Source organism: Pseudomonas sp. Choline-02u-1, from assembly GCF_002836515.1.
Lineage (GTDB): Bacteria > Pseudomonadota > Gammaproteobacteria > Pseudomonadales > Pseudomonadaceae > Aquipseudomonas.
The window spans coordinates 141,186-156,498 of record NZ_PJBC01000058.1; the positions used below are offsets into that span (position 1 = coordinate 141,186).

A 15,313-nucleotide genomic window follows, 5' to 3' on the forward strand; every position below is an offset into this window, starting at 1 on the left:
TTGAGGCATTCCCACGCAGAGCGTGGGAACGATCATGGTAGGGGCTTTGGGCCTCAGTCAGCCAGACGCCAGGTCGTCCCACCCTTGCCATCTTCCAGCACCACACCCATCGCTGTGAGCTGATCACGAATCCGGTCCGACTCGGCCCAATCCTTCCCGGCCCGAGCCGCCAGACGCGCAGCAATCAACGCATCAACCTCAGCCGCATCGACCCGCCCTTCGGCGCCAGCCTGCAGGAAGTCATCGGCCTCGAGCTGCAACACGCCCAGCACGCTGGCCAGTTCTTTCAGGCGCGCCGCCAGACCTGCCGCCGCAGCCAGATCGCTCTCGCGCAGACGGTTGATCTCGCGCACCATTTCGAACAGCACGGCGCACGCTTCCGGGGTGCCGAAGTCATCGTTCATCACCGCAGTGAAACGCTCGACAAACGCCTCGCCACCGGCCGGCGCCACGCTCGGCAGACCTTTCAACGCGTGGTAAAAACGCTCCAGTGCGCCCTTGGCGTCCTTGAGGTTGTCTTCCGAATAGTTGATCGCGCTGCGGTAGTGGCTCGACACCAGCAGGTAGCGCACGACTTCCGGGTGGTACTTGTCGAGCACGTCGCGGATGGTGAAGAAGTTGTTCAACGACTTGGACATCTTCTCGCCATTGATGCGAATCATGCCGCAATGCATCCACGCGTTGGCGTAGGTCTTGCCCGTGGCCGCTTCGCTTTGGGCAATTTCGTTTTCGTGGTGCGGGAACTCGAGGTCGCTGCCGCCACCATGAATGTCGAACGTCTCACCGAGGCAGCAGGTCGACATCACCGAGCACTCGATGTGCCAGCCCGGACGCCCGGCGCCCCATGGCGATTCCCAGCTCGGCTCGCCCGGCTTGGCAGCTTTCCACAGGACGAAGTCGAGCGGATCTTCCTTCGACTCGTCGACTTCGATGCGCGCGCCGATGCGCAGGTCTTCGATTTTCTTGCGCGACAGCTTGCCGTAGCCCATGAATTTGGCGACGCGGTAGTACACGTCGCCATTGCCCGGCGCGTAGGCGTAGCCCTTGTCGATCAGGGTCTGGATCATCGCGTGCATGCCAGCGATATGATCGGTGGCGCGCGGTTCCATGTCCGGTTTCTGGATGTTCAGGCGCGCTTCGTCTTCGTGCATCGCGGCGATCATGCGCTCGGTCAACGCTTCGAACGATTCACCGTTCTCGTTGGCGCGGTTGATGATCTTGTCGTCGATGTCGGTGATGTTGCGCACGTAGGTCAGGTCGTAACCGCTGAAGCGCAACCAGCGCGTCACCAGATCGAACGCGACCATGCTGCGGCCGTGGCCGAGGTGGCAGTAGTCGTACACGGTCATCCCGCAGACATACATGCGCACCTTGTTGCCATCCAGCGGCTTGAAGACTTCTTTGCTCTTGGTGAGCGTGTTGTAGATCGTTAGCACGTTAGTTCCTTGACTCACTCACTGGCCCCACGAATCACGCAGGGTCACGGTACGGTTGAATACCGGCTGACCGGGTTTCGAGTCCTTCAGATCCGCGACGAAGTAGCCTTCGCGCTCGAACTGGAAACGGTCTTCCGGCTGGGCGTTGCCGAGCGATGGCTCAGCGCGACAACCGGTCAGCACTTGCAGCGAGTCAGGGTTGATGTTGTCGAGGAAGCTGGCGCTGTCTTCGGCTTTTTCCGGGTTCGGCGAACGGAACAGGCGATCGTACAGACGCACTTCGCACTCGACGCTGGCGGCGGCCGGTACCCAGTGGATCACGCCTTTGACCTTGCGCCCTTCCGGGTTCTTGCCGAGGGTGTCCGGGTCGTACGAGCAACGCAGCTCGACGATGTTGCCATCGGCGTCCTTGATCGCTTCGTCGGCACGGATCACGTAGCTGCCGCGCAGACGCACTTCACCGGCCGGTTCCAGGCGCTTGTAGCCTTTTGGCGGCTCTTCCATGAAGTCGTCACGGTCGATGTAGATTTCCCGGGCGAACGGCAAGGCGCGCACGCCCATGTCCTCTTTCGGGTGGCGTGGCAGTTCGAGGTTTTCAACCTGGCCTTCCGGGTAGTTGGTGATGACCACTTTCAGCGGACGCAGCACGCACATGGCGCGCGGTGCGCTGTGGTCGAGGTCGTCGCGGATGCTGAATTCGAGCATGCCGAAGTCGACCACGCCGTCGGAACGGTTGGTGCCGATCATTTCGCAGAAGTTGCGGATCGATTTCGGCGTGTAGCCACGGCGGCGGAAGCCCGACAGCGTGGACATGCGTGGGTCGTCCCAGCCGTTGACGTGCTTTTCATCGACCAGTTGCTTGAGCTTGCGCTTGCTGGTGATCGTGTAGTTGAGGTTCAGGCGGCTGAACTCGTACTGGCGCGGGTTCGCCGGCACTGGCAGGTGCTCCAGGAACCACTCGTACAGCGGACGATGGCTTTCGAACTCGAGGGTGCAGATCGAGTGGGTGATGCCTTCGATGGCGTCCGACTGACCGTGGGTGAAGTCGTAGTTCGGGTAGATGCACCACTTGTCGCCGGTCTGGTGGTGATGAGCGTGGCGGATGCGGTACATGATCGGGTCGCGCAGGTTCATGTTCGGCGAGGCCATGTCGATCTTCGCCCGCAGCACGCGCGCGCCATCCGGAAATTCACCGGCCTTCATGCGCGCGAACAGGTCGAGGTTTTCCTCAACCGAACGGTCACGGAACGGGCTGTTCTTGCCTGGCTCGGTCAGGCTGCCACGGTATTCCTTGGCCTGCTCGGGGGTCAGGTCGTCGACATAGGCCTTGCCGGCCTTGATCAGCTCGACCGCCCAGTCGTGCAACTGGTCGAAATACTGCGAGGCGTAGCGCACTTCACCGGACCATTCGAAGCCCAGCCATTTGACGTCGCTTTCGATCGCGTCGATGTATTCCTGGTCTTCCTTGGCCGGGTTGGTGTCGTCGAAACGCAGGTGCGTGACGCCGCCGAACTCCTGGGCCAGACCGAAGTTGACGCAGATCGACTTGGCGTGGCCGATGTGCAGGTAGCCGTTGGGCTCCGGCGGGAAGCGAGTCACGATCTGGGTGTGCTTGCCCGAGTCCAGGTCTGCCTGGATGATCGGCCGCAGGAAGTTGACCGGCACGGCAGGGCCGGACTTGGTATTCGAGGTAGGGTCGACAGTGGGCTTGCTCATAGGATCCTTGACGTACAGGTGCGCGGCCGCAGAAGGGGCCAGACAAAACAAAGCCGCTATCATAGCCGATGCTGTCAAGGGCCTGACAGAGCAGGCTCCATAAAGCGGCGCATTTAATCGCGGTGAAATGAAAAACCGCCTCGAAATTCGCGCCTGTCACGCTAAACTGCGCACCTTGGCCGAAGCAGGCTGAACCGGTTGCGGGGCTGAAGGTCCCAAAACCACGAATTCCTCAGAAGAGTAGCGATCATGACTCAAGTCAAACTGACCACCAACCATGGCGACATCGTCATCGAACTGAACGCTGAAAAGGCGCCGATTACCGTCGCCAACTTCATCGAATACGTTAACGCCGGTCACTACACCAACACCGTGTTCCACCGCGTCATCGGCAACTTCATGATCCAGGGCGGCGGTTTCGAGCCAGGCATGAAAGAGAAGAAAGACAAGCGTCCAAGCATCCAGAACGAAGCCGACAACGGTCTTTCCAACGACAAGTACACCGTTGCCATGGCCCGCACCATGGAGCCGCATTCGGCTTCGGCACAGTTCTTCATCAATGTCGCCGACAACACTTTCCTCAACCACAGCGGCAAGAACGTGCAGGGCTGGGGCTACGCGGTATTCGGTAAAGTCACCGCAGGCACCGACGTTGTCGACAAGATCAAAGGCGTGTCGACCACTTCCAAGGCCGGCCACCAGGACGTACCCGCAGACGACGTGATCATCGAGAAAGCCGAGATCATTGAGTGATATTGCTGATTTCAGACTTGCATCTGGAAGAGGAGCGCCCGGACATTACCCGGGCGTTTCTGGATTTGCTCGCCGGACGCGCCCGCTCGGCGAGTGCCTTGTACATCCTCGGCGACTTTTTCGAGGCGTGGATCGGCGACGACGCCATGACGCCCTTCCAGCGTTCCATCTGCCAGGCCCTGCGCGAATTGAGCGACAGCGGCACGGCCATTTTCCTCATGCACGGCAATCGCGACTTCATGCTCGGCAAGGCCTTTTGCAAACAGGCCGGCTGCACGCTGTTGAAGGACCCGAGTGTCGTGCAGTTCTACGGCGAGCCGGTGCTGCTGATGCACGGCGACAGCCTGTGTACCCGCGACGTTGGCTACATGAAGCTGCGCCGCTACCTGCGCAACCCGATCACCTTGTTCATCCTGCGCAATCTGCCGTTGCGCACGCGCCATAAACTGGCGCGCAAGCTGCGCAGCGAAAGTCGTGCGCAGACGCGGATGAAGGCCAACGACATCGTCGATGTCACCCCGGAAGAGATTCCGCGAGTGATGCACGAATTCGGCGTGAAGACTCTGATCCACGGCCACACCCACCGCCCGGCCATTCACAAGTTGCAGCTTGGTGAACAAGCGGCGAAGCGGATTGTGCTGGGGGATTGGGATCGTCAGGGTTGGGCGTTGCAGGTGGATGAGAGCGGGTATGCCTTGGCGCCGTTCGACTTCGCCCCGCCACCCGCCCTGCCTGCCCCCGCAATCTAACGCCAAATACAACACAAAAGTGGGAGCGGGCTTGCTCGCGAAAGCGGTGTGTCAGACAAATCATTGCTGAATGACACGCCGCATTCGCGAGCAAGCCCGCTCCCACATTTTTGATCGCGTAATGCCTCAGTGACCGCTGGCAGCAGGCCCGGCCTTCGCGGCAAACGGCGGCTTCGCCAGCCATACGATCAGAATCAACCCCATGAACCCCCACCCGAGCAGCGTGAAGTAATCCACGGTGGAGAGCATGTACGCCTGGCTGGTCAGGATCTGATCCATCTGCGCATACGCCGGCTGACTCGCCCCGCCCAGCGCGTGCAAGGTCTCGCGCGTGGCCGGCTCGAAGGTGCTGATGCTCTCGCTCATATAGGCATGATGCTGATTTGCCCGGCGAATCCAGATCCACGTGGTCAGCGATGCCGCAAAACTCCCGCCCAATGTGCGCAGGAAGGTCGCCAGACCGGCGCCATCGGCAATCTGGCTCGGCGGCAAGTCCGACATCAGAATGCTCAGGGTCGGCATGAAGAACAGCGCCACGCCAATGCCCATGAACAACTGCACCAGAGCGATAGTCTGGAAGTCGACCTCGTTGGTGAACTCGGCGCGCATGAAGCAGCTCAGGCCGATCGCCAGAAACGCCAGCCCGGCGAGCAGTCGCAAGTCGAACTTGTGCGCGTATTTGCCGACAAACGGCGACAGCAGCACCGGCAAAATACCGATCGGCGCCACCGCCAGACCGGCCCAGGTCGCGGTGTAGCCCATTTGCGTCTGCAGCCATTGCGGCAGGATCAGGTTGATGCCGAAGAACCCGGCATAACCCAAAACCAGCACCAGCGTGCCGATGCGAAAGTTGCGATAGGCGAACAGGCGCAGGTTGACCACGGGATGCTGGTCGGTCATTTCCCAGATCACGAACACCGCCAGCGCGACCACGGAAATCGCTGCGCCGACAATGATGAAGTTCGACTCGAACCAGTCAAGGTCATTGCCCTTGTCGAGGATCACCTGCAACGCGCCGACACCGATGATCAGCGTGATCAGACCGACGTAATCCATCGGCTGGCGGCTGGTGACCACCGGCCGCTTGGCCAGTTGCGAACGCACCACCATCACCGCAAAAATTCCGATCGGCACGTTGATGAAGAAGATCCACGGCCAGCTGTAACTGTCGGTGATCCAACCGCCGAGAATCGGCCCGGCGATGGGCGCGACCACGGTGACCATCGCCAGTAACGCCAGCGCCATCCCCCGTTTGGCCGGAGGGTACACCGCGATCAACAGGGTTTGCGTCATCGGATACAACGGCCCGGCCACCAGACCTTGCAGCACACGAAAGCCGATCAGCTCAGGCATCGAAGTCGAGATACCGCAGAGAAACGACGCCAGCACGAACAGCATCGTCGCCCACAGAAACAATTTCACCTCGCCGAAGCGGCGGCTGAGCCAGCCGGTCAGCGGCAGCGCGATGGCGTTGCTCACGGCGAACGAAGTGATCACCCAGGTGCCCTGCTCCGAACTCACCCCCAGGTTGCCGGAAATCGTCGGCAACGCCACGTTGGCGATGGTCGTGTCGAGCACTTGCATGAACGTCGCCAGCGACAGGCCGATGGTGCTGAGCAACAGGCTGGGCGGCGTGAAAGAAGCGTTATTGCTCATTGTGAATCCTATGAAACCAGATTGGCGCTGCGTCAATTGTGTGGGCGGGCTTGCTCGCGAAAGCAGTGTGTCAGTCAACATCCATGTTGAATGTCAGTCAGCATTCGCGAGCAAGCCCGCTCCCACAGGGCCTTGGGTCAGTTCGGGAATCGGATTCAGCGCTGCGCGGTCTTGCCCGCCGCTGCGCTGTTGTCGTGGATCAACTGGGCAATCATCGCGTCCGCCTCGGCCAGTTGGCGCTCGTAGACGTTGGTGCTGAACGAGGCTTTTTGCGGTGGCTGCTGCGCCAATACCGGGCCGCTCTGGTCGTGCAGATTCACTTCAACGTTGGTCGACAGACCGACCCGCAGCGGGTGCCTGGCCAATTCCTCGGCATTGATGTGAATGCGCACCGGCACGCGCTGGACGATCTTGATCCAGTTACCGGTGGCGTTCTGCGCTGGCAGCAAGGCAAACGCGCTGCCGGTGCCGGCGCCGAGACTGTCAACGGTGCCGCTGTATTTCACATCGCTGCCGTAAATATCGGCCTCGATATCCACCGGTTGGCCGATGCGCATGTCACGCAGCTGGGTTTCCTTGAAGTTGGCGTCGATCCACAGTTGATCCAGCGGGATCACCGCCATCAGCGCGGTGCCCGGCTGTACACGCTGACCAAGCTGCACAGTGCGCTTGGCGACGTAACCGGTGACCGGCGCGATCAAGGTGCTGCGGGCATTGGTCAGGTAGGCCTGACGCAAATCAGCCGCTGCCGACATCACGTCCGGATGCGACGAGACCACGGTGTCGTCGACCAGTGCGCTGGTGGTTTTCAGTTGCTGTTTGGCATTGGCCAAAGCGTTCTGCGCCGAGGTCAGGTCGTCACGAGCGTGGGACAGCTCTTCCTGGGAAATCGCCCCGCCCTGGGCGAGATTTTTCCGCCGGTTGTAGTTGTCCTGGGCCTTCTGCACTTCGGCCTGCTGCGCGTTGACCTGGGCTTTCATGCCGTCGACGTTGCTATACAGGCCGCGCACCTGACGCACGGTGCGCGCCAGTTTGGCCTTGGCACTTTGCAGGCCGACTTCGGCGTCGTTGGGGTCGAAGTTGATCAGCACCTGGCCTTCATGGACCAGATCACCGTCGTCGGCGCCGATGCTGACCACGGTGCCGGTGACCAGCGGTGTGATTTCCACAACGTTACCGTTGACGTAGGCATCGTCGGTGCTTTCGTTAAAGCGCCCGATGAATTCGTGATAGGCCCAGACGCCGGCAATGGCGAGCAGAACGACCACGGCGAGGGCCAGCAGCATCACCTTGCGCTTGCGCGGGTTGCCGGTGTCCGGGGTGTTGTCTTGAGCTTGGGTGTTTTCGGCAGTGGCCATGACAAATACCTTGAATTAGTAGTGCGACGAGGCTGGGCTGGCGTTGGCTGCATTCAGGTTTTCTGCCTGAAAGCCGCCGCCCAGCGCTTGCATCAGTTGAATCGACAGGTCGATCTGCTCGGCATTGAGGGTCGCCAGCTGACGCTGGGCCTGGAGCAATTGCTGCTCGATGCTGAGCACGTCCAGGTAGTTGCCGATGCCGGAACCGTAACGCTGGACTGCGGTGTTGTAAGAATCCTGAGCGATGTCGGTGGCGTGCTGCTGCGCGCCGATCTGCCGGCCGATATCGCGCAGCTGATTGATGGCGTCACCGACATCGCCGAGGGCTTTCACCAGACTTTTGTTGTACTGCGCCACGGCGAGGTCGTAATCGGCGTCACGCGCATCGAGGTTGGCGCGCAGGCGTCCGCCATCGAAGATCGGCAGCGACACGGTCGGCGCAATGTTGAAGAAACGGCTGGCCGAACCGAACATCGCGTCGCCCAAGAGAGACTCGGCACCGGCCGACGCACTCAGGTTGAGATTCGGATAAAACCGCGTCTTGGCGGCGTCGATATCCTTGCTCGCCGCCTCGACACGCCAGCGCGCCGCGACCAGATCCGGGCGGCGACCGAGCAGCTCGGCAGGCAACACCGATGGCACCGCGACGGCGCTGGCTTGCAGGACTTTTGGTCGAGCGATTTCGTTGCCGCGATCCGGGCCTTTGCCGAGCAATACCGCCAGTGCAACTTTTGCACTGTGCAGGCGTTTTTCCGCATCGATCAGGCTGGCCTGGGAACTGGCTTCCAGACTCTGGGTTTGCTGGAACTGGTACTGGCTGTCGATCCCCGAACTCAGGCGGCGCTGGCTCAGGTCGAGCATCTGCCGGGTGCGTTTGAGGTCTTCATTGGCCAGGTCATAAACGATATGCGCTTGCCCCAAATCGCTGTAAGCGCGGGCGACGTCAGCGGCGAGGGTCAACTGCGCAGCCTGACGATCGACTTCGGCGGCGCGCGCTTCACCGAGCGCAGCTTCCCAGGCATCGCGCTGGCCGCCCCACAAATCGAAGTTGTAATTGAAGCCGGCGCTGACATTGCGCACCGTCGAATAGGCACCGCCCTGCCCCAGCGGATCCTGATCACGGGCCAGCCGCGAACGGCTGATGCCGGCGCTGGCGTCGAGGGTCGGATAGCGTTCGGCATCAGCGGCATACGCTGCCGCACTGGCCTGATGGGCGCGGGCTTCGGCGATCTGCATGTCCGGGCTGTCGCGCAGGGCCTCACGGATCAAGCCATCGAGCTGCGGATCGCCGAGGCTGATCCACCAATCGCTCTTCGGCCATGCCGCCGGCGACAGGCTGACGCCGTCCAGAGACTGCGCTGTCTTCAGGTTCGCGGCGTCGAGGCGCTGACCTTCGGTATCGAGACCGCTGTAGTTGGCGCAACCGGCGAGGATCATTGCCGACAGCAGCAGAGTCAGGCTGCTGCGCAAGGTTTTACCGCTCATTGTGATCACCTAAACGCTGGAGGGTGATCGGGTCACCGGCCGCCAGCAGAATTTTCTTGAGGATGTATTCGAGGGTTTTCAGCTCTTCGCGGGAGATGGCACCGGCCAGTTCATTCATCGCATCGGCACCGATCTGCGGCAGGCGATCGGTCAGTTGCTGGCCCTGTACGGTCAGCTTCAACTGCACCTGCCGGCGGTCGTCTTCGCTGCGTTGGCGCAGCAGAAAACCTTTCTGCTCCAGCCGATCGAGCATGCGCGTCATCGACCCGCTGTCCAGCGACAGATGCCGGCACAGCTCGGCCGGAGTGTCGACGCCGAACTGGGCCATGATGATCAGCACCTTGAACTGCGCGGCGGTAATGCCGTGGGGCTCCATGTGAGTGTCGATGATCCGGTCTTTGAGCAGCGCGGCACGGCCGAGCAACAGGCCGAGATGGCAATGCTTGAATTCATCGGGGGTGAAATGCTTCATCGATCCACCTGATAACTGCCTAGGCAGTGAATGTATGTCGAGATGTTACTGCCTAGGCAGCGAATGTCAACGCAATAGTTAGCAGGCTTGGTAATTTGTTGACAAGTGGGCTGGGTTTTTGCGGTTAAAGCGAAAAGATCGCAGCCTTCGGCAGCTCCTGCATGGGTTTGAAGTGAACCCTGTAGGAGCTGCCGAAGGCTGCGATCTTTTGATCTTTCAGTAAATCTTCAGAAATCCCGCTTGTAGAAAATATCCAGCGAACTCGCCACGCCGCTCGCCGCTTCGACGTAGACCTTCTTGCTCAGTTTGTAGCGCAGGGCAATCGTGCTGGCCGGTTCGAAGACGCCGACGCCGTAACGCAGGCTGAGTTTTTCGGAGATGTTGCCGCTGGCGACGACGCTGGTGTCATTGCCGCTGCCTTGGGTGTCGAGCTGGAAATCCTCGATGCCCAGATCCTTGGCCAAACCACTGGTGACCCCGGCGCTGCCCATCAGACCCAGACCCAATGCCGCTTGCGCGAGCATGTTGTTGTCTTCGCCGCTGGTGCTCAACGGACGACCCAGTACCAGGTACGACAACGCCTGTTCCTGACTCATCGCCGGTTCGGAGAAGATCTGCGTGGTCGGCTGTTCGGCGCTGCCGCTCAGGCGAATGCCGGCGATCACGTCGTCGGTCTGGCGGATCGCTTCGATGTCCAGATACGGCTGGTCGATGGGGCCGGCGAACAGCAGACGCGCACGCCGCACCGTCAGGCGCTGGCCGTAGGCGCGATAGCGGCCGTCGTTGAGCCAGAGTTCGCCGCGGGTATCCATGTTGTCGCCGATGTGCACCTGACCCTGCAGATTGGCAGTCAGGCCGAAACCGGCGAAGCTCAGCTTATCCTGGCCGACAATCACGTCGATGTCCATTTTCATCGCGATCGGCGGTTTGCCCTCTTCGGTCTGCGCGCCAACGATGATGGTGTCCTCGGAGACCTTCACGGTCGATGGCGGCAGCTCACGCACGGTGATTTCGCCTTTGGGCACAAGCACCTTGCCGGCAACCTTCAGCTCGTCGCCGGCCATGGAAATTTTCAGATCCGGGGCCATTTCGAGTTTGGCGTAAGGTTCGACGCTGACGGGCAATTGCGTGCCCTTGAGCGCAAGATCGACCACCAGCGCCTGCCCCCAGGCGACATTGCCATCGAGGCGGCCCTGGCCGGTCTTGCCGCTTTTCCAGCCGCCGTCCAGACGTACCGATTCGCCGGCGATCGCAGCGGTCAGTTGCAGGTTCTGCAGCTCGATCGGCAGTTCCGCGCCGGACACTTCGCCGTCGCTCAGTTGCACGGTGCCGTTGACCAACGGCGCGAGCAGGCCGCCGGAAAGCGTGCCGCTGCCGTTAAGACGCCCGGTGAGTTTTTCCACCATCGGCACAAACGGCCGCGCTACCGACAGGTCGAGACCGGAGAGGCGGAACGAGCCGCTCAGCGGTTTGTTTTTCGGCAGCGGATCAAGCTGCGCCCGCACCATCAATTCGCCGAGTTTGCCGCCGACAAAATCGAGTTCGGTATCGACGCGCTTGGGCGTGAGTTTGCTGCTGAGTTTGAGCGTCTGGTAGGGGAAATCCAGCCAGCGATCCTTGTCGCGCACGCGCAAAGTGCCGCCGCTGGCATCGACACTGACCACGCCGTTCGGGCCGCTCGCTGGCAGGTCCAGTTGCAGATCAGCGTTGAGCCGGCCTTGCCAGGCGAAGTCTTTCGGCAGCCACTGCGCGAGGCTTTCGATCGGGAATTGCTTGAGGTGATAACGCAGTTTCGGCTCCGGCATCAGGCGCTGATCTTCACCACACAGGCTGGCGTTACCCGATAGCCAGCAATGCGCGCCGAAATTGATCTGGCCGTCCGACAGGCGCTCCAGTCTGGCCGGGCGTTGCAGCTTCCAGTCCTGACCACCGGCCTGAATGTCGCCACTGGCCAGGCGTCCGCGCCAGTTGCCCTTGTCCAGATTGCCGTCCAGACCCAGCGTCAGTTTCAGCTTCGGCCCGATCAAATCAAGGTTGAGTTTCTGGCTTTTGATATCGCCCTGAGCACTGGCAGTCAGGGTGCCCAGCGCGGTGTCGCCGGTCTGAATGCCGCTGCCTTTGAGATTGATCTTCGCCCGCTGCGCGCTGTCGAGCGTGGCGTCGAGGTTGAGGCTTTGCAGGCGGTTGTCCTGAAAGGCCAGTTGCGAGCCTTGCAGATCGAGCTTGCCCTGCGGCGCTTTCAGCGTACCGGCAACGTTGACCTGACCGTTGACCTGCCCGCGCAATTGCGGCCAGAGCTGGGCCAGACGCGGCAACTTGATGTCGATCTGGCCGCCGAGTTTGTCCTGCAGGCTGCCCTTGCCGTTGATGCTGTTGTCGCCGAGGCGGATTTGCAGGGCGTTGAGGTTCCACCGCTCGCCGGCGCCGTCAGCCTTGGCCTGCAGAATCGCCGGTTGCCCGCGCAATTTGCCTTTGAGGTCGAGGTCGGCGCTGAGGCTGAGCTGATCATTCTTCATCTCGCCTTTGCTCCTCAACGGCCCGGCCAGCGTGCCCGGCAGTTCCGCGACCCAGTACGCCGGGTTGAGCGCCGACAGATCCAGCGCGGTATCCCAGGCGATGCCGTCGGCGAAGCGCACATTGACGTGCCCTTCGGCCTTGCCCTGCCCGGCTTGCATGATCAGTTGCGGCAAGGCGATCTGTTCAAGGTTGCCGCTGAACGGACTGCTGAGGGTGAACGCCCCGGCCGGGCCATCCAGCGCGGCGTCGAAGTTGCCGAGGTATTGACCGTCGGTGTAGGACACTTCGCCAGTGAGAGTACGCAACGTGACTTGCGGCTCGTCGATCTCCGGATAGAGCCGGTGCCACGGAAAGTCTTGCCAGTTGACATTGGCCTGAGCGCTGAGGCCTTTGCTCCAATCGAGATTGCCGGTGAGCTTGAGGCTTTGCGTGTCGTTGGCGTTGAGGTCGAGCCCGGCGATCTGCGCACCATTGGCGTCGACCTTGCCTTTTAGCAGCAGCGCCACCGGGGATTTGTCGGCGGGCAGCGTGGCATTGCCGAGCAGTTGGTAACCGTTTTTCAGGTCGCCTTCGCCCGTGAGCACAAGCTGATTGAATTGCAGGGTGTCCGGCAGATCGGCGCTCGGCTTGAACGCGTCGCTGGTGATACGCAGCCTGGCCGGAAGGTTTTCGGCCAACGCTTGCAGTTCTCCGTTCAACTGGCCGTCGAGGTAGCCTCGGCTGTCGGCGTGCAGGTTGAGCGTTTTCAGCAGGTCGCCGTCGACCTTCAGCGCCAGCGTCCACGGCTCGCTGCCCGGAGCGGGCAAAGTCAAATCGCCGTGAATATTCAGCGGCCAGTTGCCGCTCGGTTGCAGCAGGCCGGAGAGGTTCAGGCTGAGTTCGTCGCGCTGCAATTTCACGCTGTCGATCTGCAGGCCCTGTGCGGTCCAGTGCGCCGCCAGTTGCAGGCCCCTGAGCTGTTCGCTGCCGTTGAACAACAGGCTGCCGACCTCGACATCGCCCAGTTCGACAGCCAGCGGCAATTGCAGGTCCGGCAGTTTGACCGGGCCGCTCTCGGTGGTTTCTTCGCTCGGCGGAAATTGCAGGATCACCTGATTGGCCTTGAGCTGATCGATGCACAAAGTCATGCGCGTCAGGCACAGCGGCGACCAGGCGAAGATTGCCTTATCCAGCTCGACACGGCTGGTGTCCTGCTGCCAGACCAAGTGATCGGCGCTCCATTGCCCAGCGAGCCGACCGTGGAAATTTTCCACGCTCAGGCCCGGCACCAGACCCAGCACCCAGCGGCTGCCCGCCTGCGTGCCAAGCAACGAGGCGAGGCTCAAGACGATCAACAAGACCAGCGCCAACAGCGTCAGCGCCGTTATTTTCACACCACGCTTCACAGCTCAGGCCCCATGGAAAAGTGCAGCCGGATGCCGCCGTCGTCGTCCAGCGCATGGGCCAGGTCAAGGCGGATCGGCCCGACCGGTGAGACCCAGCGCACACCCACACCGACCCCGGTCTTGAGGTCGGGCAGTTCGAGTTTATTGAAAGAGTTGCCTTGGTCGACGAAGGTCGCGACGCGCCATTTCTCGGCAATCGAATACTGATACTCGACGCTGCCGGCAATCATGTAACGGCCACCGATGCGGTCGCCGTCAGAGTTTTTCGGCGACAGGCTCTGGTAGTCATAACCGCGTACGCTCTGATCGCCACCGGCGAAGAAGCGCAGCGACGGCGGAATCGAGTTGTAGCCATTGGTGGCGCTGCCGCCGACCTGCACGCGACCGAGCAAGCGATGCTTGTCAAACACCGTCGTCAGGCCCTTGACCAGCGCGGTGCCATATAAAAGGTTGTTGTCCGATCCCAGTCCTTCCTTGGCCACTTTGCTTTCGAAGCTCAGGCGATAGCCATTTCGCGGGTCGATGCGGTTATCGCTCTTAAGGTACGAATAGCTGATACCGGGCATCAACAAGGTGCTCAGGCCCGAGTCGTCGCCGAGTTCGTATTCTTCGCGCTGCCATTTCAACGAGATCACCCGCTGCCAGCCGCTGGGGAGCTTGCTGTGCCATTCGGGGCCGAAGGTCAGCAGCTTGCTGAGGGTGTCGGAGCCTTCGATGTCTTCGAACTGATAGCCGCCGGCCCAGCGCAGTTTGTCAGTCAATGGCGGGTCGAGCGGAATGTCGTAGAACAGCCCGACGTTTTGCCGTGGCGCTGAAAGCTCGGCTTCCCAACCATAACTGTCGCCCTGCGGATTGACCCAGTGGCGCGTCCAGTTGGCTTTGATGCGCGGGCCGACGTCGGTCGAGTAACCGAGGCCCAGGCCCATGGTGCGCGGTTTGCGCGTGTCGAGTTTGACGTCGACTGGGATCACCTGGCCTTCGGCCGCCGTCGGTGCCGCGTCGACGCGCACGCCTTCGAAATAGCCGCTCGATTGCAGGTCGCGGTTGAGTTCGGCGATCAGTTCGGAATCATAAGGCTCGCCGGCCTTGAACGGCACCATGCGTTGCAACAGGTCTTCGTCGAACGGCGTATCGCCCTCGAAACTGACTTTGCCCAGCGCATAACGCGGGCCGCTGTCGTAGATCAATTCGATATCGGCCACGCCCGCGCGGGGATCGACCATGAGTTTCTGGCTGGTGAAATGGCCGCTGAAGTAACCGAAGCGCGAGGCCTGGTTCTGGATCAGCCGTTTGGCGTCTTCGTAACGACCATGATTGAGCACGGCGCCGGATTTGAGCAGGTCGCCTTTCGGTACGCGGAAGGATTTCAGCGAGGCCGCCGGGCCGTCGACGCGCACGGTGACGTTGCGCAGGCGAATCGGCTCGCCGGGATCAATGTTCAGCACCAGACGCGGTTTTTCCCCGCCCTTGACGTCACTGTCGATCTGCGGCTGATAGTAGCCCAGCGCCTGCGCTGCTTTGCGCGCCTGCTCTTCGGCGCCGCGACTGAAGCGCAGCAAGGCTTCTTCGTCGCGATCGCCGAGGCTGCCGATATAGCCTTCTATATTGGCTTTGAGTTCATCGTTGGACGGCTTGATCCGTACATCCAATTCACTTTGCGCCAGCGCCGCGCAGCTGGATAACAGCATCAGCACGCCGCTGGTAAATCTTCGTGGAAACTTCATAGGCGCGGATGCTATCACGGGCTCGGGAGCCTGATAGAACAGGAAATTTCCCAAGGAGCTCT

Annotated in this window: 10 protein-coding genes; 2 read left to right on the top strand and 8 right to left on the bottom strand. The window is 61.3% G+C overall.

Annotation, left to right across the window (positions count from 1 at the left end):
- Window positions 1–53: 53 nt before the first annotated feature.
- Together cysS and CXF97_RS14735 are read right to left on the bottom strand one after the other, a co-directional pair.
- Complete coding sequence (gene cysS, locus CXF97_RS14730) at window positions 54–1,436, bottom strand: cysteine--tRNA ligase (RefSeq protein ID WP_101159123.1); 1,383 nt, start codon at window positions 1,434–1,436, stop codon at window positions 54–56.
- Window positions 1,437–1,454: 18 nt separating this feature from the next.
- The gene (locus CXF97_RS14735; RefSeq protein ID WP_101159124.1) at window positions 1,455–3,152 is read right to left on the bottom strand and encodes a glutamine--tRNA ligase/YqeY domain fusion protein; all 1,698 of its coding nucleotides are present in this window, start codon (window positions 3,150–3,152) and stop codon (window positions 1,455–1,457) included.
- A gap of 249 nt (window positions 3,153–3,401) precedes the next feature.
- Between CXF97_RS14735 and CXF97_RS14740 the strand changes: the two genes are divergently transcribed.
- Window positions 3,402–3,905, top strand: a complete 504-nt coding sequence (locus CXF97_RS14740) for a peptidylprolyl isomerase (RefSeq protein WP_093100536.1) — start codon at window positions 3,402–3,404, stop codon at window positions 3,903–3,905.
- Entirely contained in the window at window positions 3,902–4,654 is a 753-nt protein-coding gene (gene lpxH, locus CXF97_RS14745; protein WP_101159125.1) for a UDP-2,3-diacylglucosamine diphosphatase, read from the top strand. The genes CXF97_RS14740 and lpxH overlap by 4 nt, the downstream gene beginning before the upstream one ends.
- Before the next feature lie 126 nt (window positions 4,655–4,780).
- Here the strand turns inward: lpxH and CXF97_RS14750 are convergent, their stop codons facing one another.
- The 6 genes from CXF97_RS14750 to CXF97_RS14780 form a co-directional block, all read right to left on the bottom strand.
- On the bottom strand, window positions 4,781–6,310 hold the full coding sequence (locus CXF97_RS14750) for a DHA2 family efflux MFS transporter permease subunit (protein WP_101159126.1): 1,530 nt from the start codon (window positions 6,308–6,310) through the stop codon (window positions 4,781–4,783).
- Window positions 6,311–6,465: 155 nt separating this feature from the next.
- Complete coding sequence (locus tag CXF97_RS14760; RefSeq protein WP_101159127.1) at window positions 6,466–7,668, bottom strand: efflux RND transporter periplasmic adaptor subunit; 1,203 nt, start codon at window positions 7,666–7,668, stop codon at window positions 6,466–6,468.
- A 15-nt stretch (window positions 7,669–7,683) separates the two neighbouring features.
- On the bottom strand, window positions 7,684–9,153 hold the full coding sequence (locus CXF97_RS14765) for an efflux transporter outer membrane subunit (protein WP_101159128.1): 1,470 nt from the start codon (window positions 9,151–9,153) through the stop codon (window positions 7,684–7,686).
- Entirely contained in the window at window positions 9,143–9,625 is a 483-nt protein-coding gene (locus CXF97_RS14770; RefSeq protein WP_101159129.1) for a MarR family winged helix-turn-helix transcriptional regulator, read from the bottom strand. Before CXF97_RS14770 ends, CXF97_RS14765 begins: the two co-directional genes overlap by 11 nt.
- A 227-nt stretch (window positions 9,626–9,852) precedes the next feature.
- Window positions 9,853–13,527: a translocation/assembly module TamB domain-containing protein gene (locus CXF97_RS14775; RefSeq protein ID WP_101159130.1), complete on the bottom strand. Its 3,675-nt coding sequence runs from the start codon at window positions 13,525–13,527 to the stop codon at window positions 9,853–9,855.
- Window positions 13,524–15,251, bottom strand: coding sequence for an autotransporter assembly complex family protein (locus tag CXF97_RS14780; RefSeq protein WP_101159131.1), 1,728 nt, complete (start codon window positions 15,249–15,251; stop codon window positions 13,524–13,526). The genes CXF97_RS14775 and CXF97_RS14780 overlap by 4 nt, the downstream gene beginning before the upstream one ends.
- Window positions 15,252–15,313 lie beyond the last annotated feature (62 nt).

Coding starts and splice junctions, on each gene's coding strand:
- CXF97_RS14760 (WP_101159127.1), bottom strand. CDS start 7,668: ATGGCCACTGCCGAAAACACCCAAGCTCAAGACAACACCCCGGACACC.
- CXF97_RS14770 (WP_101159129.1), bottom strand. CDS start 9,625: ATGAAGCATTTCACCCCCGATGAATTCAAGCATTGCCATCTCGGCCTG.
- CXF97_RS14780 (WP_101159131.1), bottom strand. CDS start 15,251: ATGAAGTTTCCACGAAGATTTACCAGCGGCGTGCTGATGCTGTTATCC.
- CXF97_RS14750 (WP_101159126.1), bottom strand. CDS start 6,310: ATGAGCAATAACGCTTCTTTCACGCCGCCCAGCCTGTTGCTCAGCACC.
- CXF97_RS14735 (WP_101159124.1), bottom strand. CDS start 3,152: ATGAGCAAGCCCACTGTCGACCCTACCTCGAATACCAAGTCCGGCCCT.
- CXF97_RS14765 (WP_101159128.1), bottom strand. CDS start 9,153: ATGAGCGGTAAAACCTTGCGCAGCAGCCTGACTCTGCTGCTGTCGGCA.
- CXF97_RS14740 (WP_093100536.1), top strand. CDS start 3,402: ATGACTCAAGTCAAACTGACCACCAACCATGGCGACATCGTCATCGAA.